Raw genomic sequence first — 23,265 nt, 5'->3', positions numbered from 1 at the left:
GGATCCGGTTCTGGCAAGCACGTCACCACCGGTCCGGCGTCGCCGCTGGCCGGAGCCGGGCCGAGCCTGAAACTTTCACCGGCCTCCCGGGGTGGGCTGGGGCGACGGCCACCCCGGTCACGGCCGCCGGTGGATCGTGATCGAGTGGCCGACGTCGTCGACCGGGACGCTGGTGCGGAGCAAGGCCGCCAGCCGGTCGCCGGCCTTGGCGATCGACGAGTCCGACACGACCAGCAGCCCGTGGACCTCGCTCGGCGGCACCGCCAGCGGATCGGCGGCCTCGATGCCGTAGGCGGACGGCACGCCGCTGCCCTTGTAGACCAGCCACACCCGTTCGCCCGGGTAGCGCTGCCGCAGCCGGCCGGCCAGGCGGGCGAGGTCCTGGCCCCAGTCGACGTTCGAGTCGTGCAGCTGCCGGTGGGTCCGCGCCGGGCCACCGAAGGCCTCGTTCGAGTACGGCAGGTAGTACGGGAACGTCCGCAGTGAGCTGACCGCCACCCAAGCGACCATGCCCGCCACGAAGACGGACGCCCACCGGCGGCGGACGGTGACCACCGCGGCCGCCGCGATCGCCAGGAACATCGGGACGAACAGCGCGTAGCGGACACCCAGGTCGCGGCTGCCGGTCATCGCCGCGGCGAGCAGCACCGCCGCGGGGAGCAGGACGTAGAGCGCCGCCGGACGCACGCGGGAGGCCATCGCGGCGACCCCGGCCGCCCAGAGGGCCAGCGCGCCCAGCGGGGTCTTCACCAGCAACGCGGCCGGCAGGTAGTACCACAGCGCGCCGACGTGCGGCTCGCCGAACAGGAACGTGGTCCACACCTGGTCCTCGAAGCCGAACTGGACGCGCATCCCGTCGAGGTACGGCTCGGGCAGCGGCAGCAGGCCGGCCGCCGACCGCAGGCCGCCGACGGGTGGCAGGCCCGGTGGCGGCACCCAGCGCAGCCGCGGATCGATCACCAGATAGGAAGCCCACACCACGGCGACGGCGATCAGCGCGACACCCAGGGCCGCCGCGGCGCCGGTGCCGAGGACGCGAAGCGTCCGTTGTGGACTGTCGATGCCCCTGGCCTGCCGGACGGACAGCACGACCAGCACCAGCACCACCGGCACCGCGGCCAGAGCGCTCATCTTCGTGGCCACCGCCGCCCCCAGTGCCAGTCCGGCCAGGGGCAGGTAGCGCCCGGGACGTCGCCGGGCGCGCCACAGCAGCCACGCCGACGTCACCAGGAAACCGGCCACCGGAACGTCCAAAGTGGCCAGAGACCCGTGGGCGACGAGGTCGGGGGAAAAGGCGTACAGCGCCAGTGCCACCACCCCGCCGGCCGGGCCGGTCAGGTCGCGGGCGAACGCGAAGACCACCAGCCCGAACAGCAGCGTCAGCACGATCACCGGCACCCGGGCCAGCAGCATCAGCCGTCCCGGGTCGTGGCCCGTCTCGTACAGCACGGACCGGCCCAGCGCCGCCTGGTCGCCGGCGAAACCGGGGCTGACGTGCACGTCCGCGAAGGCCAGGCCGGTCGCGACGAGCAGCTTGCCCAGCGGCGGGTGCTCGGGGTTGTAGCGCAGGCTGTGGTGCTCCAGGGAGAAGATCGCCGCCCCGACGTACACCGGCTCGTCGATGGTCGGGCTCTGCTCGGTGGCCGCCGTGAGCATCGCGATCGCCATCTCGGCGAGCAGCGCGGCCACGGCGAACGCGAGCGGCCACCGCCGCCACCGGCCGGGAGCCCGCCCGCCGGCCGGCGGCGGCACGTCCTCCCGGGCCGCCGCGGTGATCACTTCCCCAGGACGCCCGGCGGCGGCGATGGTTGTGCCCGGAGACGGCCGCGCCCGGTGCCGGTGGTTCGAAAGTCGATCGAAACTTTTTGCGCAGCGCTCCGGCGGCGTGTTGTTCTGCTGGGCAAGGGGAACTCACGAAGGAGATCACGGATGGCGGAAAGTTCGTCGGGCCTGCGGCGCAGGCGCTGGTGGCGGTCGGCGACCACTCGAGTGCTGGCGGGAGTGGCGACCGTGGCCGCGACCGCGACGGTCCTGGTGACGGCGCCCGGCGCGGACGCCGCGGCCAGCACGCTGGGTGCCGCGGCCGCGCAGTCCGGCCGGTACTTCGGCACCGCGATCGCCGGCAGCCGGCTGAGCAATTCGGCCTACACCACCATCGCGGCGCGCGAGTTCAACATGGTGACGGCCGAAAACGAGATGAAGCCGGACGCGACCGAGCCCAACCAGAACCAGTTCAACTTCTCGGCGGGCGACCAGATCTACAACTGGGCGGTCAGCCACGGCTCGAAGGTCCGCGGCCACACCCTCGCCTGGCATGCCCAGCAACCGGGCTGGATGCAGAACATGGGCGGCAGCAACCTGCGCAACGCCATGATCAACCACATCCAGAAGGTGATGGCCCACTACCAGGGCAAACTTGCCTACTGGGACGTGGTCAACGAGGCCTTCAACGAAGACGGCAGCCGCCGGTCGTCGAACCTGCAGAGCACCGGCAACGACTGGATCGAGGTCGCCTTCCGGACCGCGCGCGCGGCCGACCCGTCGACCAAGCTCTGCTACAACGACTACAACATCGACAACTGGAGCTACGGCAAGACCCAGGGTGTCTACCGCATGGTCCAGGACTTCAAGTCCCGCGGCGTGCCGATCGACTGCGTCGGCCTGCAGTCCCACTTCACCGGCGGCAGCTCGGTCCCGGGCAACTTCCAGCAGACGATCTCCAGCTTCGCGGCGCTCGGCGTCGACGTGGCGCTCACCGAGGTCGACGTCACGAACGCGAACACCTCGCAGTACTCGGCGCTGACCCAGGCGTGCATGAACGTCGCACGCTGCGTGGGCATCACCGTGTGGGGCGTGCGGGACAGCGATTCCTGGCGCTCCAGCGAAAGCCCGCTGCTGTTCGACGGCAACGGCAACAAGAAGTCCGCCTACAACTCCGTGCTGAACGCCCTCAACGCGGGCGGCACGACCACGACACCCACGACCACCCCGACGGGTTCCACGACCCCGACCACCCCGACCACCACGACCACGACCCCGGGCGGCGGTTCCTGCACGGCCACGCTTTCGGCCGGGCAGTCCTGGGGTGACCGGTACAACCTGAACGTCTCGGTCAGCGGCTCGTCCTCGTGGACGGTCACGATGAACGTGCCCAGTCCGGCGCGGATCAGTTCCACCTGGAACATCAGCGCCACCTGGCCCAGCAGCCAGGTGCTGGTCGCCACCCCGAACGGCAGTGGCAACAACTGGGGCGTCACCATCATGGCCAACGGGAACTGGAACTGGCCCAGCGTCAGCTGCAGCGCTTCCTGACCGGTGTGGGTGAACTCGTCCGCGGAGCCGGCGCTCCGCGGACGAGTCATGCGCGGCTCGGGTGGTCGTGGACGTGGTGGGTGTGGCGCTGGGGTTCCGCCGCACCCACCACGTGCTGTCACTGTGCCCCACGGGCGGGCGGGCCGGTACCGGCAATTTTGCCGGTTCCCCGGCGCCGCCTACGGCGTCAGGTAGCCCTTGGCGAACGCGGCGGCCACGGCGGCCGCCCGGTCGTTGACGCCGAGTTTCGCGTACACGTGCAGCAGGTGCGTCTTGACCGTCGCCTGGCTGATGAACAGCCGTTCCGCCGCCTCGCGGTTCGTCGAACCCTGGGCGATCAGCTCGAGGACCTCCAGCTCCCGCTGCGACAGCGGATCGGACACCGGACGGCGCACCTGCCCCATGAGCCGGCTCGCGACGGCGGGGGAGAGCACCGCCTGGCCCCGGGCGGCCGCCTCCACCGCGCGGAACATCTCTTCCTTCGTCGCTTCCTTCAGCAGGTAGCCGGTGGCGCCGGCCTCGATGGCCGCCAGGACGTCGCCGTCGGTGTCGTAGGTGGTGATCACCAGCACCCGTGACGGCACCCCGCGCTCGGCCAGTTCCCGGATGGCGGTGACGCCGTCGGTCCGCGGCATCCGCAGGTCCATCAGGATGACGTCCGGCCGGAACCGCTCGCCGGCGGCGATGGCCGCGGTGCCGTCGCCGGCTTCGCCGACCACCTCGAAGCGGGGGTCGGCGCCGAACATGCCGCGCAGCCCGTCCCGCACCACCGGGTGGTCGTCGACGATCAGCACGGAGATCACCCCGCACCTCCGGCCGGGACGGCCGGGATCGCCGGGACGGTCACCGAGATCGCCGTGCCGCCGCCGGGTTCCGATTCGACGTCCAGCCGCCCCGCCAGCCGCTGCACCCGCTGCCGCATCCCGGCGAGGCCGAAGCCGCCGTCTCCGGACCCGTCGGCGCGCCCGGCGTCCGGGTCGAACCCGACCCCGTCGTCCCGCACGTCGAGGGTCACCAGATCGGCCATGTACGACAGGGTCAGGCCGACCCGGCCCGCCCGCGCGTGCTTGGCCACGTTGGCGAGCGCTTCCTGCGCGGTCCGCAGGAGCGCCACTTCGACGTCGGTGTGCATCGGCCGGGCGTCGCCGGTGGTGGTCAGCACCGCGTCGACGGCGTTGACCTCCGACCACCGCCGGGCCACGTCGCCGATCGCGTCCGGGAGCTGGGCCCCGGCCAGCACCGTCGGCTCCACCGCCTGGACCGTGCGGCGCGCCTCGACGAGGCTTTCGCGGGTCAGTTCCGTCGCGTTCGCCAGGTGCCGCCGCAACGACGGCGGCTGGTCCGGTGTCTGCCCGGCGGCCTGGAGCTGGGCCAGGATGCCCGCCAGCCCCTGGGCGAGGGTGTCGTGGATTTCCCGCGCCATCCGCTGCCGCTCGTCCAGCACCCCGGCTTCGCGCGCCTGGATCAGCAGCCGGGCGTGCAGCGCGGCGTTCTCGGCCAGCGCGGCCTCCAGCTTGGCGTTGACCGCGTGCACCTCGGCCAGGGCTTGCCGTTGCTCGTCGTGGCGGTGGTAGCCCATCTCCACGAAGCGGAAGAGCGCGCCGGCGAGCACCGCGGACACCGAGCCCACGGCCAGCCACACCGGCCAGAGGCCGGCGGCCCCGATCTCGGCCACCCCGCCCAGGAACGCCGCGGCCGAGACCATCGCGGTGGCGGCCGCGCCCGCGTACCGCCCGCGGCCCCGGAGGTACTGGAACGCCTGCGGGTAGCCGGCGAAGGCGAAGAAGCCGTACCAGGGAGCCAGGGCGACCAGACCCGCGGCCAGCGCCGTGAACCCCGCGTAGTACCCGGCCATCAGAGCGCGCCGGCGGTGCCATCGCGGGTGGAGCGTGTGGAACCACAGCAACCAGAGCAGAGCCGCGGCGGAGAGCCCGAGGAGCGCCGGGAGCCGGTTCGGTCCCTCCCGGATGGCCTGGACCAGCGTGACGATCACGCTGACGGCCAGCAGGAGGTACGGGAGGACGGCGAAGATCGCCGTCTCCCCGGTGTCCTCGCCGCCGGGCTCCGCGCGCCGCTCGCCCCCGATGGCCACCTTCACTCCCAGCGGAAGAATCGCGCGGCCAGACCCCCGGCCACGACCAGCCACCCTAGCAGGACACCCAGGTGCGGCAGCTGCGGTGCGTGACCGGCTGTCGCGTCCTGTAGCGCCTGGACGCCGGCGCCCAGCGGAGTCAGGTCGCTGATCGTGAGCAGGACCTCGGTCATGCCGGCGCGGGGCAGCCAGAGGCCGCCGAAGAACGCGAGCGGGAAGAACACCAGGGTGCCGATCGCGCCGGCGCTCCGGCTCGACGGGGCCAGTGCGGCGACGAGCAGGCCGATCGCGAACAGGGCCGACGCCAGCAGCAGGTAGCCGGCCAGGTACCCCGGCAGCTGCCGGGGCAGGTCCACGCCGAACGCCAGCCGGCCGACGGCGAGCATGACCACCACCGTCCCGGCGGACAGAGCCGTGGCCATCAGCAGCTGCGCCCCCAGCAGGACCGCCGGCTCGACCGGGGTGGTCCGCATCCGCCGCAGCACGCCTTTCTCCCGGTAGGCGGCGAAAAGCGGGGCCAGGCCGCTCAGCGCGAACAGGGAGACCCCGATCGCGACGACGACCGGCACGTAGAGCTCGATCGGCCGGACACCGCCGAGGCCGGCGTCGGGGGCCCGCATCGCGGGGATCGAGCCGAGGACGACCAGCAGGATCGGGGCGAACGCCAGCGCGAAGAACACGACGATCGGCTCGCGGAAGAAGAGCTTCGTTTCGGTGGCGGTGAGCCGGAGCAGGGCGGACACGTCGTCTCCTCAGGATTGCGTGTGGCGGCGGGTGAGCGTGATGAAGGCGTCGTCCAGCGTGGTCCGCTCGACCCGCAGCTCGGCGAGGCTGATCCGGTGGCGGGTGAGCACGGTCGTCACGGCGAGCAGCAGGTCGCCCGTGCCGGTCACCACGATCCGGTTGCCGGCCCGCTCGACGGAGGCCACCTCGGGCAGCGCGGTCAGCAGGGCGTGGTCCACCGGCGCGGACGGCCGGAAGCGGAGCCGCTGCCGGTCGCCGGCCCGCGAGACCAGCCCGGCCGGGGTGTCGACGGCGACGACCCGGCCGGCGTCGAACAGGGCGAGCCGGTCGCAGAGCCGTTCGGCCTCCTCCATGAAGTGCGTGACCAGCAGGACCGTCACGCCCCGGTCGCGGATGCGCTCGACGAGGTCCCACACGTCGCGGCGGGCCTGCGGGTCGAGGCCCGTGGTCAGCTCGTCGAGCACGGCCACCTCGGGGTGGCCCAGCAGGGCGAGCGCGATCGACAGCCGCTGCTGCTGCCCGCCGGACAGCCGCCGGAACCGGGTGCGGAGCTTGGCTCCCAGGCCGAGGACGTCGAGCAGTTCACGCCAGTCGGCCGGCGCGCGGTAGAAGGAGCTGTAGAGCTCCATCGCCTCGCCGACCTCGAGCTTGTCGGGCAGTTCGCTGTGCTGCAGCTGGGCGCCGAGCCGGTGCCGCAGCGCCGCGCCGTCGTGCTGCGGGTCCAGGCCGCAGACGGTGATCCTTCCGCTGTCGGGGGTGCGCAACCCCTCGACGCACTCGACGGTCGTGGTCTTGCCGGCCCCGTTGGGGCCCAGGATGCCGAAGATCTCGCCCCGCTCGACGGCGAAGCCGGCCCCGTTCACCGCGGGGTGGCCGCCGTAGCGCTTGACGAGGTTCTCCACTTCGATGATGGCCATGCCGGCAAGTGTGCGGCCCGGCACGGGTGCGGCGGATCGACCGCGCGGCCATCACCGGAGCCGGGCCCGGTGGAGGCCCGGATCAACCGATCGGTCGATGCGGGCCGCGGCCGGAGGAGCACCGCCCGGCCGAAATAGCCACCGCGCGTCACGCGACGGCGAGATCCTCCGGTGGCGCCCACAACGTCACCCGGCTGAGCCCCGGTGAGCGGGGAACGTGGCATCGCCTGCTGCTGAAGGCCTCCGGGGTGCCGGCCGCCTGGTGCCGGCCGGCACCCGCCGGCCAAGGGTGGTCCCGCGGGTGGATCTTGGCTAGCGTGTGCCCAGCGAGTCTGCACGCTGGGGGGAGCAGTGCCGGGAGTTCGAGCTGCCGTGGGGTCCGTCGCCGCCGACGGCCGGGCGCGGTCGCCACCGCCGTCGGGCGCCACCGCCGTCCGCATCCAGAAACCACCACCAGGGGGAAATCCATGCGAAGATCCCGTGTTTCGTTCGTCGCCGCCGTCGTCTGCGCCGGGGCGTTCCTCGCGCCCGCGCCGGCCGGCGCCCTCGCCGGCGGGCAGCCGGTCGCCGACGGGGCCGACCGGTTCGCCGTCAAGATCACGACCGACGGCGCGGCCTGTTCCGGCGCCCTGATCGCTCCACAGTGGATCGTCGCGGCGGCGGCCTGCTTCCCCGGCGCCACCGGGCAGCCCGCCGCACCCGCCAAGCCGGTCACCGTGTTCACCGGGCAGCCGGACCTGCGCTCCCCGGCGGGGCAGGTCCTCCGGGTGTCCACTGTGGTCGCCCGCACCGACCGGGACGTGGCACTGGCGAAGCTGACCCACCCGGTCACGGACGTCACGCCGCTGCGGATCGGGACCCGGGCACCCGAAGCGGAGACCGTGCGGATCGCCGGGTGGGGCCGCACGGCCACCGAATGGGTGCCGAACCGGCTCACGACCGCGTCGTTCACCCTCGGCGCCACCACGCCGGCGACGGTCGCGGTGACGAGCCCGGCCGGCCAGGACCCCTGCCTCGGCGACGCCGGCGCACCGCTGCTGCGGCCGGACACCGCGGGCGGGCTCGAGCTCGCGGGCGTGCTGAGCCGGTCGTGGCAGCACGGCTGCCTCGCCGTCACCGAGACGCGGCAGGGCGCGGTCGCGGCCCGCACCGACGACCTCGCCGGCTGGATCGCCGACCAGGTCACGCCGCGGTCCGTCCGGTTCGTCAACCACTACTCGAAGCGCTGCCTGGCCGTCCTGGGCTCGAACAACGTCAACGACGCGACGGCGTACCAGTACGACTGCCCGTCGGCGTACGAAGACCTGTCCTGGGACATCGAACCCCAGCCTGCGGGCGGAGTCCTGCTCCGCAACCACTTCACGAAGAAGTGCCTGATCGTCCACGCCGGCGAAGACGCCAACGGGGCACCGCTGCGGCAGTACGACTGCCTGCCGCAGTTCGGTGACCAGCTCTGGGACATCGTCGGGGTCGACGGCGGCGTCCAGCTGAAGAACCGCGCGACCGGACGCTGCGCGCTCGTGTCCGCCTCGGGCAACGCCAACGGGGCGGCCGCCGTCCAGTACGACTGCCTCCCGCAGTTCTCGGACCAGGTCTGGGAAATCGCCCCGGTGCCGGACCCGGTCCAGGTCGTCAACCGCTCCTCGGGCCAGTGCCTGATCGTGCACGGCGCGAACAACGTCGACGACGCGCCGGCGGTCCAGTACGACTGCCTGCCCCAGTTCCAGGACCAGGGGTGGGAGGTCGACCCGCAGGCCGGCGGCGGGGTGCTGGTGCGCAACCACGCCACGAAGAAGTGCCTGATCGTCCACGCGGCCGACAACGCCAACGGGGCGCCACTGCGGCAGTTCGAGTGCCTGCCGCAGTTCACCGACCAGCTGTGGGACATCGTCGCGGCGGACGGGCACGTCCAGCTGAAGAACCGGGCCACCGGCCGGTGCGCGGGGACCTCGGGCCCCGGCAACGCCGTTCCCGTGGCGCAGTACGACTGCACGCCGCAGTCCGCGGACCGGGTGTGGGACCTCATCCCGTTCGCGAGCACCCGGTAACCGTCCCGGGTGGTGAGTTCGCCCTCGGCGTGGTCCGCCACGCCGAGGGCGGACTCGGTCGCCGGAAACGTCCCGGCCCGCCATGTTCCCGCATCGACCACAATGGACTCCACGGCGGGGTGTCCGATTTCGGCGGCGCGTTCCCATTTCCCGTGATATCCTCGTCGTGATCGGACCACTCGATTACCGACAATCTCCGGTTTCCGGTGCCGTTTCCCGGCCCTGAACCACTTCCGGTGTGACGCACGAGCCCGCTGTTCCACGCGAGCCTGCGCGTGGACCGACGTGAAGGGGAACGTCCATGAGTGACACAGTCATCGCCCAGGCCGCCAACATCAACCCCGGCCTCGCCGCCATCGGGTACGGACTCGGGGCGATCGGCCCCGGAATCGGCGTCGGCCTGATCTTCGCCGCGGTCATCAACGGGACCGCGCGTCAGCCGGAAGCGCGCGGAAAACTGCAGACGATCGGGTACTCGACGTTCGTGCTGAGCGAAGTGCTCGCGTTGATCGGGGTCGTCGTGTATTTCATCGCGTCCAACCGCTGAATCCCGCGCCCGCGCCCGGCGAAACAGCCGGGCGCGGGGCGGTTGAGGCCGGTCCGGCTATTTCGAGCGCATGAGAATGAAGTCGCCGTGGCCGCCGTAGCCGAGGACGTCTTCCGCGTACTGGGTTCCGTCGAACGTCGGCAGCCACCAGCGGTTGCCGATCTTGACCAGCATGGGGTGCGGGATGTTGGTGCCGTACGGGGAGTTCAACGTGCCGAGCTTGCGCAGGCTCAGGTCGTAGACCGGGTATTCGCGGGCGTCGCCGTCGCTGGCGAACAGGTACCAGCGGCCGCCCACGCGCTGCAGGATCGTGCCCTCGGTCTGGCTGACCGACACGTCGGCGCCCAGCAGCGTCAGCCGCTCGTCGTAGTCCGCGCCGCGCGGGGCCGCCGCCAGGGCCGGGTGGAACACGAACGCCGGTTGCTGGGCGGGGCTTTCGACGAAGGCGATGTGCCAGCGGCCGCCGATCTTCGTCAGGGCCGGGTCCCACGAACTGACCGTCGTCGGCAGCGGGAGCTGTTCGGTGGGCAGGACGTGCACGCCCGAGAGGACGTCGGCGTGGGTGACCGTGTGGCGCACGTGGACGCCGTTGAAGGCGAAGTCGCCCCAGGAGCTCATCAGCAGGATGAAGCGGTCGCCGTCCCGGACGATCTGGCCGGCGTGGTCGCCGAGCACGACACCGTCGCGCGCGAAGAACAGCGTCGCCACCTGCTCCAGCTTCGTCGGATCGGCCAGGTCGAGCGTCCAGACCGCCCAGTGCGCCTGCTGGAAGAACCCGAGGCCGGCGTTGGTCATGGTCAGGTAGAGCTTGCCGTGGCGGATGTAGGGCCGTCCGTCGGCGTACTGGACGACGTGCGGGTCGCGGACGCCGGCCTGGCCGAAGTACCCGGCCCGGACCCGGCCCAGCCGCGCCGGCCCGCGGCGGCCGTAGGCGTAGCCCAGCCGGCCCAGCACGGCCGGGTCGCGCAGGTCGATCCGGGCCCGGACCTGGTCGCGCTCGGTCAGCAGCGGCCGCCAGCCGGTGCCCCGGTCGGCGAGCACCGTGACCGCGTTTTCGTTGACCACCACGGCGAAGCCGAACGGCGCCCGCAGGTCCGCCGCCGCCGTCTTGACCACTGCGGTGCCGGCGGCGGTGGTGATTTCGATGCCCGCCTGACCGGAGCCGGCGTCGTAGGTGCCGAGCACCGAGACCCCGGCGCCGGCGAGCCCGGCCACGACGGGCGCGCCGTCGTCGAGCACCTGCACGGTCACCGTTCCGTACGGCGCCTTCGGCCGGATGCCGGTCCTGACGAGCGCGCCGGGCCGCGCGGGGGTGTCGAGCTGGACGAAGTTCGGGGCGATCAGGTCGAACGGCCGGAACTGCTCCGTGACGGAGAACTCCAGGTCCAGCGGGCTGGTGCCGGCCGCGTCGGCGGTGCCGCCGAACAGGCTCGCCGTCACGCCGGTCACCCCCAGCGCGGTGAGGGCACGCAGCACGTCACGTCGATCGAAGTCGGTCACCGTTGACCTCCGGGGGTGGGGAGCGGGGACCCCAGTTTGCAACGTGGCATGCAACGTGGCAACCGCCGCCGGCGCTATTCCTCGACGAGGAACTCGAGCAGCCCGCCGGCCAGCTCTTCGGCGGGGCGCGTCCACTGCCGGCGCAGGGAGCGGAACAGGGCCGCGGCGCGCGTGCCCGGCCAGTCCGCCGGCAGCAGCGCCGGCGGCAGGACCGGATCGCGGCGGATCAGCAGAAGCCATTCCGCGCCCAGCCGGATGCGGCAGGACAGCTCGTCGCCGGGCCCATCCGGCGCGCCGGCCTCGCCAGGCGCGGAAGCGGCACTTTCACGTGAAAGTGCCGCGCCCGTCTCAGCGCCAGCGGGCGTGGAGCCGGCCCAGCGGCGGAGGAACTGCTCGTAGCCGGCCGCGATCCGGGGCAGGTCCCAGGCTTCGCGCGCGATCCGCACCGGATCGGTCCACATGAACGGCTCCGCGCGGAACACCTCGGCGTGGTCGAGGAGGTCGAGTTCGGCCAGCGCCGGGGCGATGTCCGCGGCCGACGCCGACACCCACAACCCGCTGCGCAGCGGGCCGAACCCGAACCAGCCGAGCCGCGTGCGCAGGGCGTACCGGTCGGCGCGTCGCGTTTCCGGCACCGAAAACGTCAGCAGGGTCCACCGGCCGTCCCAGTGCCGGTCGACGACGTCGCCGTCGAGCTTGCGCTGCCCGTCGCGCAGCACCGCCGTGCCGTGGGCGGTCAGGCCCAGGAACGCCTGCCGGCCCCGGCGGACGGTGTGGAGCAGGTCGCGGCGGCTCATCCTGCTCAGCGTCGCCCGCGTCGCGTGTTCGCGCACGCCGAGGCGTTCGAGCGCGGCGATGACCCCGCCGGTCGACACCGCGATCCCGCGGTCCAGCACGTGGTCGCCGAACAGCGTGAGCAGCAGGGCCTCGGGCCGCACGGCCGGCGTGCCCTCGTCTTCCGGCCAGCCGGCCGCTTCGAGCATGCGCCACCTCCGGCGTCCAACCTACCTCGCCGGATTGTTCGCTTTTTCTTTGACGATCTTCAATTGATTGTCCGGCTTTTCGAGCATATCACTGAGTTCGAAAGTTTCGGTACTCCAGAATACTTGATGAATTGTTGACGGTCGTCGTCGATCTGCCTAATCTCGATCGCGAGGGGGATCGCCGACCGGAGGTCACCGATGAGTGGATTCAGAACGGCGTTCGTGACCATGGCCAGTGCCCTGCTGATGGCCCTCACCACGGCCGTGGTCCCGGCCCCGGCGTCGGCCGCTTCGCTGGTGGAAGTGACCGGCTTCGGGAACAACCCGGGCGGGATGCGCATGCACATCTACGTGCCGGACGCGCGGCCGGCCAATCCCGCGATCGTGGTCGCGATGCACGGGTGCGGCGGTTCGGGGCCCGGTTTCTATTCGGGCAGCGAATTCGCTTCGCTGGCCAACCGCTACGGGTTCCTCGTCATCTACCCGAGCGCCCAGCAGCAGGCCGGGTTCGGGAACTGCTTCGACACCTGGTCCGACGCGGCGAAGCGCCGGGGCGGCGGCAGCGACCCGGTGTCGATCGTGTCGATGGTGACCTACGCCGAGCAGCGCTACGGCGGCGACCCGAACCGCGTCTTCGCCACCGGCTCGTCGTCCGGCGGCATGATGACCAACGAGATGCTCGCGCTCTACCCGGACGTGTTCAAGGCGGGCGCGGCGTTCATGGGCGTTCCCTTCACCTGCTTCGCGAACGCCGCGGACTTCCCGCCGTGGAGCAGCAAGTGCACCGGCAACGGCGGCGCGAACCGCACGCCGCAGCAGTGGGGTGACGCGGTCCGCCAGGCCTACCCCGGCTACACCGGCCCCCGCCCGCGCGTCCAGCTGTGGCACGGCACCGCCGACACGCTCGTGCCGTATGCCCTGCTGCAGGAGGAAATCGAGCAGTGGACCAACGTCTTCGGCCTGAGCCAGACGCCGACGTCGTCGGACACCCCGCAGGCCAACTGGAACCGCCGCCGCTACGCCGACAGCGCCGGCACGGTCCGGGTGGAGGCCTACAGCATCCAGGGGGCGGGGCACAGCCTGCCCGCGTCCGGGATGGCGGCGGCCGCCATCGCGTTCTTCGGCCTGGGCGGGTAAGGAGTCTTCGCGCCGGCGAGGAGGCCGTCCTCGCCGGCGCGTTCAGGCGGTGAGGACGGCCAGCGCGGCGGCGTGCACCCCGGGCGCGGCGGCCAGGTAGCCGGTGCCGGCGAGGTCCCACGGACCGCCGTCGAGATCGGTGACGACGCCGCCGGCCTCCCGGACCAGCAGCACACCGGCGGCGTGCGAGCGGACGTTGTCGAACTGCCAGTGCAGGTCCATCCGGCCCGCGGCGATCTGGGCGAGCTGGTGGGACACCGGCACGGAGATCCGCACGTACAGCGCGGCTTCGGACATCGCGGTGAAGGAGGCCCCCATCCGCGCGAAGAGCGCGGCGTCGTGGCCGGGCTGGGCCTGGCCGGTCCCGGCCAGCGCGCCGTCCAGCGAGGTCTTGGCGGAAACGCTCAGCCGTTCGCCGTTGAGGTGCGCGCCGCCGCCCTCGGTGGCGGTGAACACCTCGCCGAGCACCGGGAAGGAGAGCACCGCCAGGACCGGGCGCCCGTCGCGGACGAGGCTCACGCCGATGTTCCACTCGGGCATCCCGTGCACGGCGTTGACGTTGCCGCCCACCGGGTCGACGAGCCACCACTCGCCCGCGGGCAGCGGCCCGGAGCCGTGTTCGTCGTCGAGCCAGCGCGCCTCCGGCCGGACGGCGGCCAGCGTCGGCCGGAGCACGTCGGCGACGGCGGAGTCGTTGTCGTGCAGGCTCTTCAGCAGCTCGGGCAGGCCGGGCTGGCGGGCTGCGGGGGAGTAGCGCGCCAGCATCCGGGCCCCGGCGGCCCGGACGGCGGCGGTGGTGGCGGTGAGCAGGTCCTGGGTCATGGTTCCTCCTGTGGTTGTCTTGCGTTCGTGCAACTCGACTTGAACTTGCTCACGGTGCTCGACGCGCTGCTCGAGGAGGGCAGCGTGATGGGCGCGGCCGAGCGGCTGCACCTGTCGTCCCCGGCGGTCAGCCGCACCCTCGGCCGGCTCCGCGCGGTGACCGGCGACGACATCCTGGTCCGCACCGGCCACACGATGGTGCCGACGCCGTACGCGCTGGCCGTCCGCGAAGACGTGCATCGGCTGGTGCGCCGGGCTCGCGAGGTCCTGCAGCCGGCCCGCGAGCTCAACCTCGGCGAGCTGGACCGCACGTTCACGATCCAGTGCCACGACGCGCTCGCGGCCTCGGTGATCCCGGTGCTGGCCGTCCGGGTCCGGGAGCGGGCCCCGGGCGTCCGGCTGCGGGTACTGGCCGAGCACTCGGCCGACACGGACGACCTGCGCCACGGCCGCGTCGACGTCGAACTCGGCGGCGCCCGGCTGACCTTGCCCGAGTTCCGCTCGGCGGTGCTCGGCCACGACCGGCTGGTCGTGGCGATGCGCCGGGGTCACCCCGCGGCCGGCGGCCTCGACCTGCGCGAGTTCGCGGCCCACCCGCACGTCCTGGTCTCCCGCCGCGGCCGCCTCACGGCCCCGATCGACGAGGTCCTGGCCGCGGAAGGCCTGAGCCGCCGGGTGATCGCCTCGGTGGCCACCCTCGCGACGGCGCTGCAGCTGGCGGTGCGCAGTGACGCCCTGGTCAGCTGCACGGCGGTGCTCGGCCGCCCGCTGCTCGACGCGTTCGGCCTGATCACCCGCCCGCTCCCGGCCGCCGCACCGGAGGCGGAGATCTGCAGCACGTGGCACCAGCGCTTCGACTCCGACCCCGCCCATGCCTGGCTCCGCGACCAGGTCCGCGCGGCTTTGGAGGAGATCACCGCCCACCACTGATTCCCGGCTCCTGAGCCCCGGCGGCTGAGCTGCCGGCCGCTGAGCTCCGGCGGCTTAGCCCCGGCGGCTTGGCCGGGGCCGCTGGCCCTTGGCCACCGAGCCCCGATGGCTCCGCCGCGGTTGCTCAGCCGTGGCCGCTGAGCCCCGGCCGCTGAGCCGGGATCGTTGAGTAGCGGCCGCGAGGCTCGATCGCTTGACCCCGGTCGCTGAGCCGAGACGCTGCCCCCCGGCCGCCGGGCCCCGGCGGCTTGGCCTCGGCGGCTTGGCCGCGGCCGCTGCCCCTTGGCCACCGAGCCCCGTCGGCTCCGCCGTGGTTGCTGAGCCGGGACTATCAATTAGCGGCCGCCAGGCTCGACCGCCTGGCGGCCGCTGAACCGGGACCGTCGAGCAGACCGCTGAGCCGCAGCCGCCTGGCGGGTCCGTGAGACGCTTGAGGCGTACCGCTCACAAAGGGCGGTCAGGCGGACAAGGGCAAAGCGATCCTGCCCGCGAACCGAGGCGTTTCGGCTTCGTCGAGCATCGCCGCGGCGACCGTTGCCCGGGTGATCGTCGCCTTGAAGTCCAGTGGGGGCCCCGCTTCCAGCCCGACCGTGCGCCACCCCGGGCTTTCGGGGCCGTCGGCGAGCAAGCCCGCGTGGAACACCGTGCCGCCCGCCGTCAGGATCGTCGCGTCGGCCTCCACCTTGTCGCCGAGCCGGTCGCCCAGCAGCTTCACGAGCGCTCCGGCCGCCTCGCCGGCCACCGAGGCCGACTCGCCCGTTCCGTACGCGCCGAGCCAGATGATGCGCGCCGGCCCGGCGGCGACCACCGCCTTGGCCCCTGCGAGCAGGACTCCCGCCCGGTCCGTGCCGAGTCCGGAAAGGACGGTCGAGCCGGCGACGGCGGCGAGGCTCGCCGGATCCTCGACGTCGCCCGCCACTGTGTGCAGACGCGGTGAATCGGGTACGGCGATCCGGCCGGGATCCCGGGCGATCGCGGTGACGGTGTGCCCGCGCCGCAAGGCTTCCCGGGTGAGTGCGAGGCCGGTCCGGCCGGATGCCGCGAGGACGGTGAGGTTCATGCCGACCACGTTAGGGACCCGGCCGATTAACATCAAATGCAAGTTCGGCAACTATCAATTTACCGCCATGCAATCGGTCGGTTCGAACCGGTGAGCGGCGCCGGCGTGTACCGGAGGTACCGGCCCGGCGCACCCAGCTCGGCGGCGGCCGCGTTCAGGCGCTCCGGCCGCAGGTCGGACCAGCGGCCGGTCTCGATCCGGGACTCCAGGGCGTGCAACGCCGCCAGCGTCTCCGACGGCTGGAACGCGCAGTGCCCGGCCGCGCCGACGTAGGCCTGGCGCAGCAACGGTTCCCGTCCCGCCGAGCGGACCCGGTGGGCGTACCAGTTCTCCTGCTCGACCGGGACCAGGTGATCCGCGGTGGTGTGGATGGCCAGCGAGGGAACGCGCAGCCGCCCTGTCGCCACCGACGTCCGGGCGAGCGTGCCGACGGCTTGAGGATCGGCCGTGACGTCCGCGTGGCGGGTCAGGTCGGCCAGGTCGGCGCCGAGGTCCAGGCCCGCCGTGCGGTACAGCGCCCGGACCTGCCGGGCCAGGGGGCTGCCGGCCAGCAGCGCGCGGTAGTCGGCGCCGCGGGTGAACGCGCTGTTCCCGCCGGCCGCCAGTTCGATCTGGTAGCGGCCGGACATGACGAACCCGAGCACGAACTGCGCCAGCGCCTGCTGCTGTTGCTGTTCCTGACCGGCGTAGTCGGCCGGTCCGGGCGGTGCGGTGCCGGTCAGCCACGGCGGCATGTTCATCAGCGCGGCCCCGAGGGCGATGCGCGCCCGGCCGGCCGCGGTGTCCTGGGCGTCGGTGACGACCTTCGTCAGCGCCGCGGCCGCCGTCGCCTCCTCGGCACTCGCGTAGCGGACGAGCTTCACCGGCTGCGCCGGGGCGAGCAGGCGGGACAACGCGTATTCGCCGTCCAGCTGGTAGTTGTCGAGATTGAGCGCGCCGGCGACCAGGCCGCACGTGGTCAGCGCGCCGTCGAGCCGCCGGTGGCCGGACTCGGCTTCCAGTGCGCTGACCAGGCCACCCATCGAGGTGCCCCACGCGATGGTGCGGCGGGGCTCGCCGATCTTCCGGACGAGCTCCTCGAGGGAGGCGAACTGGTCGCGCGGGGCGGAGGCGAGCGCCCACAGCGACGGCCCGCTGTAGGACGAGCCGACCAGCGCGTAGCCGGCCGCGAGCAGGGCCTGCCCGGTCGGTTCGTCCGGGGCGTCGCGCGCCTCCAGGGGGCCGAAGCCGTGGCTGTAGAGGATGACGGTCCCGTTCCACCCGGCCGGCACGTCCGCCACCCAGCTCGCGCCGCCGGGCAGCTGCCCGGTGTAGTGCGCGGGGGTGGCGGCCTGCGCCGTGCTTCCCGTGGTGAGGCCGAACGCGGTCAGCGTCGTGACGGCGAGGGCGGCCGCCCGGCGGAGCCACTTGCTCATCCGCGGTGTCCTTCCCGGTGGGCGGCGGCGGGGATCCCCGGCTCGGGGGCGAGGTCACGGCGGTGGGTCTCCCGCAGCGCCAGCACGCAGACGGCGGAGAGGACGCAGAAGGCGGCGATGGTCCACGACACCGGAGTGGTCGAACCGCCGCCGTTGGCGCGCTGGAGCTCGGCGAAGATCAGCGGGGCGAACCCGGCGCCGAGCCCGGCGAGCTGGTAGCCCAGCGACGCGCCGGTGTACCGGCTCTCGGTGTCGAACAGCTCGGTGTACAGCGCGGCCAGCGGGCCGTACATCATCGGGTGGATGACGCCCTGGCCGATCACGAGCGCCAGGACCAGCAGCAGCCCGCTGCCGCTGCGGACCATCGGGAATAGCAGGAACCCGAACACCGCCATGGCGGCCACGCCGCCCAGCACGACCGGGCGGCGGCCGATCCGGTCCGACAGCGCCGACCACAGCAGGATTCCCGCCACCGCGCAGGCCGAGGACAGGGTGAGCGCGTTGAGCACCTCCTGGCGCGGGTGTCCGTGCTGGACACCGTAGGCGAGCACGAAGGTGGTCAGCGTGGCCTGGACGACGAACGCGGCGAGCCCGACGCCGACACCCAGGAGCAGCACGCGCGGGTGGTCCCGCAGCACGGCCACGAGCGGCAGCCGGCGGCGGTCTTCCTTGCGGGCGGCCAGGAACGCCGGTGTCTCGTCGACGCGGGAGCGCACGAACAGGCCGATCGCGAGCAGCACGATGCTGAGCAGGAACGGGATCCGCCAGCCCCAGGCGAGGAAGTCCGCTTCGGAGGTGAACGCGGCGGTGCCGGACATGGCCAGCGTCGAGACGACCATGCCGCTCGGCGCGCCGGCGTTGGTGAAGCCGGCCCACAGCCCGCGGCGCGAGCGCGCGTGTTCGGCGGACATCAGCACCGCGCCGCCCCACTCGCCGCCGACCGCGATGCCCTGGACGACGCGGAGCAGCACCAGGCCGAGCGGGGCGATCGGGCCGATCTGGTCGTAGCCGGGCAGCAGGCCGATGAGGAAGCTCGCGGCCCCCATCAGGCTCATGGTGAGCACGAGCATCCGCTTGCGGCCCAGGCGATCGCCGAAGTGGCCGAAGATCAGCCCGCCGAGCGGGCGGGCGAGGTAGCCGGTGGTGAAGGTGCCGAAGCTGGCGACCGTGGCCAGTGCCGGATCGAGGTCGGCGAAGAAGACCTTGCCGAAGACCACCGCGCTCGCCGTGGCGTAGAGGAGGAAGTCGTAGTACTCGATGAGACTGCCGAGGTAGCTGGACGCCACCGCTCTGCGGAGCTGAGTGCTCATGGGGTTCACCCTCGTCTTCGGGGGCGGGGCACTGCGGGGGGACAGGTTCGTCCGGGGGTGGACGACGGGGGAGCGGGCCCCAACGTTAGTCAGCGGCATGACGGCCGTCAACGATCTGCACAACATCAAGTGGCGGCCGGCCGGGTTAGGCTGACGTCCGTGACGCATCCCGCCGACACCGGCTCCGGGCCCCGCCCGAAGTCCGTCATGCTCACGTTCCTGGGCATCCACCTGCTCGGCCGGGCGAGCGCCATCTACTCGGGCAGCGTGATCGACGTGTTCGGGCGCGTCGGCGTCTCGGAGGAGGCGGTCCGCTCGACGCTGACCCGCATGGCGGGCACCGGATTGCTGACCCGGCACCGGCACGGGCGGAAGGTCTACTTCGGACTCAGCGAGCGGCTCGCCGCGGTCCTCGAGGACGGCAGGCGGCGGATCTGGGAGACCGGCGCGGTCAACCGGTCGGAGGACGGTGGCTGGACCCTGGTCGGCTTCTCGCTGCCCGACACCCGCCGCGGCGACCGGCACGACCTGCGGCGCCAGCTGACCTGGGCGGGTTTCGGCCTGCTGCAGAACGGGTTGTGGGTCGCCCCCGGCGTCCGGGACGTCACGGCCATCGTCGAGCAGCTCGGCCTCGACGGGCACGTCACGGTCTTCACGGCCCACCCGGCGAAGCCGACGGAAGCGGCCGAGCTGGTCCGCAAAGCCTTCGACACGGCGACGATCGCCTCGCGCTACCACGACTTCATGGAGAAGTGGGACGACGGCGAGCCCGCGTTCCCCGACGACCTGACGCGCCGGCTGATGCTGCACTCGGACTGGCTGCACGTGGTCCGCCGCGACCCGCACCTGCCGGCGGGGCACCTGCCGGGGGATTGGCCCGCGATCGAGGCGGAGACGTTGTTCCGCAAGCTGGACGCGGACTTCCGAGACGGCGCGGACCGGCTGGCCGCCGAAACGCTCGAACTGCTGCCGACCTCCGGCTAGCACCCGGGGGCGGGCGGCGGCCGCCCGCCCCCGGGTGGTTCAGCGGGTCACCGCCGGCAGGGGTGGCCCGCCGGGTGTGCGGCGGTGCCGTGCACGTCGGCCTGCGACTCCGCGAGCACGATCTTCGTCAGCGGGGTCTCCAGCGCGACGGCCTGCTGCTTCACGACGCCGTTCGCGACGGTCTGTCCGTTCAGCTTCAGCGAACCGATGACCAGCGGGATGGTCAGCGGCGCCGAGCCCACCACGGCCGGGACGCCGTTGATCTTCAGCGAGGCGACGTTCGAGCTGCCGGTCAGCGCCGGGGCGAGCCCGCCCGGGGCCGGCTGGCAGGTCGCCGCCGCCTGGGACTGGATCACGCCCAGCTCGATGGTCAGCCCGACCGTGCTGATCACGGTCTTGTCGATCCTGGCCGTCGCCTTCGCCTGGTCACCGGCGGCCGGTGCCGCCGACTGGTTGTCCGGGGTCAGGTCGGTCGACGAGGTCAGCGCGTGGGTCTGGACCTTGATCAGGCCGGCGTTGAGCGTCGCGTCGAGGACGGTCTCGCTGTCGTCGGCGCAGGGCAGGTTCGCCGGGTTCGCCACGGCGGCGGTGAGGCCGGCGACGTTCGCGGCCGTGCCGGTGCAGGAGAAGACGCCGTCACGGTCGTCGTCGATGATCGTGCCGACCCCGGTCGGGTCGACCAGCCCGGCGCCCACCGGTGCCGACAGCGTGACGGTGAACGTCTCGTCCGGCTCGTCGACGGTGTCCGGGTCGACCAGGACGGTCACCGGCTTGCTCGTTTCGCCGGGCGCGAAGGTGACGTCACCGCTCGCCGCCTGGTAGTCGGCCGGTGCGGTCGCGCTGCCGTCGGCGGTGGCGTAGTGGACCGTCACCGGGTCCGGGCTCGCGCCGCCGAGCAGGGACACGGTGAAGGTGGCCGGCACGGGGGCGCCGCCGGAACCCTCGTCCACCGTGACGTCGTTGATGCTCAAGCCGAGCACGCGCACGGTCGTCGTCTCGACGAACCCGCGGGACACGCCGTCGACGAGGTAGTCGACCGCGCAGTGGTAGGTGCCGGGCGCGGCGTCGGCCGCGGCGGTGACGGTCTCGGTGAACGTCGCGACGTCCCCGCTGGGCACCTTGACGCTCGCCGGGTCGTTCGTGAGGGTCAGCTGCGGGTCGCAGGTGGTGACCTTCGGCGTCACCGTCACCTCGATGGACTTGATGCCCTCGAGGATGGCCTGCGAGACCTGGCTCGAGGGCACGTTGTTCAGCAGCACGCCGCCGGTGGCCGTGGCGATGGCGCTCGCCTGGCCTTCGGCGTCCAGCGCGCCGACGTTGACCGCGACCACGCGGATCTTCGCCGCCTTGAGCGCGTCGATGGTCTGGGCCAGGGTGTGCCCGCCGCTGGGATCGTGCGACGGCGCGTCGCCGAACCAGGCGATGATGCGGGTGCCGTCCGGGCGGAAGGCGACCGCGCCGGAGGCCAGTTCGTAGAGGGCGTTGAGGTCGGCTTCCGGGAAGTCGCCCCCGCCGGAGGCCGCCCACTGGTTGATCCCGGCCTGCACCGCGGCGGTGTCGCCGGTGATGCCCTGGTTGACCTTGAAGGGCACGGAATCGGTGAAGTCCTTGTACTCGGCGACGCCGAACTGCGCGGTCGGCTGCGCGGCGAGCACGTCACCGGTGATGGCGCCGGCGTTCGTGCGGACGTTGGTGATCGGGCCGGTCATGCTCCCGGTGGTGTCGGCGAGCAGGACGAGGTCGGGGTTCGGGGGGACGGCGGAGGTGGTGACGTGCTTGGTGACGGCTGTGCTCTGCCCGGCGGACAGCGTGAGGTCGACGGTGGCCGGATCGACGCCGGGCGGCGCCGCGGCCGCCACCGCGGCCGGGGCGAGCAGGGCGCTGACCGTGGTCAGCGCGACGAACAAGGATCTCCGCGACATGGACTTCCTTCCGAAGGCCGGATAACTGCGGGTTGCCTCGGGAAGACGGAAAAGCCGGGATTTCGTTAGCGCGCGGGCACAGCGTCACCCGGAGCGCCCTGTGTCAAGGAGCTCAACGGGTTACGGCGGCGGTTGCGGGCTCCGTGAACCACGGTGTGCTGCGCCGGAATACCGGGGAATGACCGCCCTCCGTCACTCTTTCCGGCGACGCTCCGGCACGCCCGGTGCCGGGTGGTCGCGGGAATCCCGGCGGTTTTCGCGGCGGGGGAAGCGAATTTCCGCCCGGATGTCGTAACGCGGGACGTGCTCAGGGGGCCGCCGGCTTCGACCGGCCGAGGTCGGCGAGCACCGCGCGCGCCGCCCGGGTGCCCGACGCCAAGGCGCCTTGGAGCGAGCTGGTGTCCCGGTGGTCGCCACACACGTACAGTCCGTCGCCCAGCCGAACGTCGAGCCGCAGCTCGTGCGGCGGCGGCATCGACGGCAGCCCGCGGGTGATCTCGTACCGGGCGACCAGCGGCCACCGCGTCGCGTCCGTGCGGTACATCCGGCCCAGCGCCCGGCGCACCTCGTCCTCCGGCAGCGCCGTCAAGGCCGACGCGCTCACCAGCGCCGCTCCCGGCGGCGCGTACGCCGGGCACACCTCGCTCACCACACTCGTGTTGACCACCGGCCCGCCGCGCGCGTCGATCACGATCACCGGTTCGCGCAACGGTGATCGCGGTGGCGCGAAGTACCACGTCGTTCCGCTGTTCCAGCGCGGCTCCGCGACGCCGGTGAGCCGGGCGGCCGTGGAGCCGTCCGTCGCGACGACCACCGCGCGGGCCGTCCAGGTCCCGCCGTCCGCCGTGCGGACGCGGCCCGGGCGGACCTCGTCGACCGGTGTGCTCAGGTGGACCGCCGACGTCGGCAGCGTGCGGGCGAGCTGCCGCGGGAGCTCGCCCATGCCGAGCGACGGCAGCGACGGGGCCGACCGCAGGAAACTGCGCCACACCAGCTGGAAGAACCGGGCCGAAGTGGTCAGCTCGCGTTCCAGGAACACCCCGGAGAGGAACGGCCGCAGCACGGTTTCCACCGCGCGCGCCGACACGCCGGCGCGGTGCAGTTCGGCCAGCGTGGTGCGGTCGTCGCGATCGATGACGGCTTGGGCCGGCCCCGCGGCGACCCGGGCGGAGAGCGTGCCGAGCGCGGCGAGGTCCTTCGCCGACAGATACCGGCGGGCGGCGATGTCGCGCAGTGCCTTGGGCGTGTCGAGGGGATTGCCCAGCAGCGAGACGCGGTCGTCGTCGGCGACCCGGACCGCGCGCCAGTACCGGCCGAGGTCGAGGGCGTCGACGTCGGCCAGGCGCCGGATCGCCGGATAGGCGGGGTTGAGGACCTGGAACCCGCGGTCGAGCCGGAAGCCGTCGACGACGTCGGTGCGCACGCGCCCGCCGACGTCGTCCGCGGCCTCCAGGACCACGCACGGCACTCCGGCCCGGTGCAGGGTGACGGCGGCGGCCAGCCCGGCGAGGCCCGCCCCGACGACGACGGCTTCGTGCATCC

The 23,265-nt window shown here is 72.8% G+C and carries 19 protein-coding genes; 6 read left to right on the top strand and 13 right to left on the bottom strand.

From position 1 onward, the window contains the following. Positions 1-117: 117 nt before the first annotated feature. Complete coding sequence (locus DV20_RS36550; RefSeq protein WP_235191099.1) at positions 118-1,779, bottom strand: ArnT family glycosyltransferase; 1,662 nt, start codon at positions 1,777-1,779, stop codon at positions 118-120. Between the two features lie 150 nt (positions 1,780-1,929). Here DV20_RS36550 and DV20_RS36545 point away from each other — a divergent pair, with 150 nt between their 5' ends. Then, on the top strand, positions 1,930-3,312 hold the full coding sequence (locus tag DV20_RS36545) for an endo-1,4-beta-xylanase (RefSeq protein ID WP_043787928.1): 1,383 nt from the start codon (positions 1,930-1,932) through the stop codon (positions 3,310-3,312). Positions 3,313-3,491: 179 nt separating this feature from the next. On the opposite strand, the gene DV20_RS36540 is transcribed toward DV20_RS36545, so the two are convergent. From DV20_RS36540 to DV20_RS43320, 4 genes are read right to left on the bottom strand one after another with little or no spacing between them, the layout of a single operon-like run. Beyond that, positions 3,492-4,115 carry a response regulator gene (locus DV20_RS36540; RefSeq protein WP_043787927.1) on the bottom strand — a complete coding sequence of 208 codons (624 nt, stop codon included), beginning with the start codon at positions 4,113-4,115 and terminating at the stop codon, positions 3,492-3,494. Further along, entirely contained in the window at positions 4,112-5,404 is a 1,293-nt protein-coding gene (locus DV20_RS36535) for a sensor histidine kinase (RefSeq protein WP_043787990.1), read from the bottom strand. Before DV20_RS36535 ends, DV20_RS36540 begins: the two co-directional genes overlap by 4 nt. A 2-nt stretch (positions 5,405-5,406) precedes the next feature. Continuing rightward, entirely contained in the window at positions 5,407-6,147 is a 741-nt protein-coding gene (locus DV20_RS36530; protein WP_043787925.1) for an ABC transporter permease, read from the bottom strand. Between the two features lie 9 nt (positions 6,148-6,156). Continuing rightward, entirely contained in the window at positions 6,157-7,065 is a 909-nt protein-coding gene (locus DV20_RS43320; protein WP_051736284.1) for an ABC transporter ATP-binding protein, read from the bottom strand. 467 nt (positions 7,066-7,532) lie between these two features. Here DV20_RS43320 and DV20_RS43315 point away from each other — a divergent pair, with 467 nt between their 5' ends. Then, positions 7,533-9,113 carry an RICIN domain-containing protein gene (locus DV20_RS43315; protein WP_051736278.1) on the top strand — a complete coding sequence of 527 codons (1,581 nt, stop codon included), beginning with the start codon at positions 7,533-7,535 and terminating at the stop codon, positions 9,111-9,113. Between the two features lie 301 nt (positions 9,114-9,414). Further along, complete coding sequence (locus DV20_RS36515; protein ID WP_043787924.1) at positions 9,415-9,660, top strand: ATP synthase subunit c family protein; 246 nt, start codon at positions 9,415-9,417, stop codon at positions 9,658-9,660. 57 nt (positions 9,661-9,717) lie between these two features. On the opposite strand, the gene DV20_RS36510 is transcribed toward DV20_RS36515, so the two are convergent. Further along, complete coding sequence (locus DV20_RS36510; RefSeq protein WP_043787923.1) at positions 9,718-11,160, bottom strand: type VII secretion protein EccB; 1,443 nt, start codon at positions 11,158-11,160, stop codon at positions 9,718-9,720. Positions 11,161-11,234: 74 nt separating this feature from the next. Next, positions 11,235-12,143, bottom strand: a complete 909-nt coding sequence (locus tag DV20_RS36505; protein WP_084093844.1) for a PaaX family transcriptional regulator — start codon at positions 12,141-12,143, stop codon at positions 11,235-11,237. Between the two features lie 198 nt (positions 12,144-12,341). Between DV20_RS36505 and DV20_RS36500 the strand changes: the two genes are divergently transcribed. Further along, on the top strand, positions 12,342-13,280 hold the full coding sequence (locus DV20_RS36500; RefSeq protein WP_235191098.1) for an extracellular catalytic domain type 1 short-chain-length polyhydroxyalkanoate depolymerase: 939 nt from the start codon (positions 12,342-12,344) through the stop codon (positions 13,278-13,280). 42 nt (positions 13,281-13,322) lie between these two features. Here DV20_RS36500 and DV20_RS36495 read toward each other — a convergent pair whose 3' ends face one another. Further along, positions 13,323-14,102, bottom strand: coding sequence for an inositol monophosphatase family protein (locus tag DV20_RS36495; protein WP_043787920.1), 780 nt, complete (start codon positions 14,100-14,102; stop codon positions 13,323-13,325). 27 nt (positions 14,103-14,129) lie between these two features. Here DV20_RS36495 and DV20_RS36490 point away from each other — a divergent pair, with 27 nt between their 5' ends. Then, a complete protein-coding gene (locus tag DV20_RS36490) occupies positions 14,130-15,032 on the top strand; it encodes a LysR family transcriptional regulator (protein WP_043787919.1) in 903 nt (300 codons plus the stop codon). A 457-nt stretch (positions 15,033-15,489) separates the two neighbouring features. On the opposite strand, the gene DV20_RS36485 is transcribed toward DV20_RS36490, so the two are convergent. Genes DV20_RS36485 through DV20_RS36475 form a run of 3 tightly spaced genes read right to left on the bottom strand, consistent with a single transcriptional unit; the run spans position 15,490 to position 18,817 of the window. Further along, positions 15,490-16,143, bottom strand: a complete 654-nt coding sequence (locus tag DV20_RS36485; protein WP_235191097.1) for an NAD(P)-dependent oxidoreductase — start codon at positions 16,141-16,143, stop codon at positions 15,490-15,492. An 8-nt stretch (positions 16,144-16,151) separates the two neighbouring features. Continuing rightward, positions 16,152-17,507, bottom strand: a complete 1,356-nt coding sequence (locus DV20_RS36480; protein ID WP_043787917.1) for an alpha/beta hydrolase — start codon at positions 17,505-17,507, stop codon at positions 16,152-16,154. Further along, positions 17,504-18,817, bottom strand: a complete 1,314-nt coding sequence (locus tag DV20_RS36475) for an MFS transporter (RefSeq protein WP_043787916.1) — start codon at positions 18,815-18,817, stop codon at positions 17,504-17,506. Before DV20_RS36475 ends, DV20_RS36480 begins: the two co-directional genes overlap by 4 nt. A gap of 159 nt (positions 18,818-18,976) precedes the next feature. Between DV20_RS36475 and DV20_RS36470 the strand changes: the two genes are divergently transcribed. After that, a complete protein-coding gene (locus tag DV20_RS36470) occupies positions 18,977-19,801 on the top strand; it encodes a PaaX family transcriptional regulator (RefSeq protein WP_043787915.1) in 825 nt (274 codons plus the stop codon). A 47-nt stretch (positions 19,802-19,848) separates the two neighbouring features. Here the strand turns inward: DV20_RS36470 and DV20_RS36465 are convergent, their stop codons facing one another. Continuing rightward, positions 19,849-21,723, bottom strand: coding sequence for a Calx-beta domain-containing protein (locus DV20_RS36465; RefSeq protein WP_043787914.1), 1,875 nt, complete (start codon positions 21,721-21,723; stop codon positions 19,849-19,851). A 307-nt stretch (positions 21,724-22,030) separates the two neighbouring features. Further along, positions 22,031-23,263 (bottom strand): NAD(P)/FAD-dependent oxidoreductase, encoded by a 1,233-nt coding sequence (locus tag DV20_RS36460; RefSeq protein WP_407638371.1) that lies wholly within the window; start codon positions 23,261-23,263, stop codon positions 22,031-22,033. Between the last annotated feature and the right edge of the window lie 2 nt (positions 23,264-23,265).

Origin of the sequence: Amycolatopsis rifamycinica (assembly GCF_000695625.1) — a bacterium.
GTDB classification, from domain to species: domain Bacteria; phylum Actinomycetota; class Actinomycetes; order Mycobacteriales; family Pseudonocardiaceae; genus Amycolatopsis; species Amycolatopsis rifamycinica.
The sequence above is the reverse complement of the archived record's forward strand: the minus strand, read 5'-3'. Positions and strand labels throughout refer to the sequence as shown.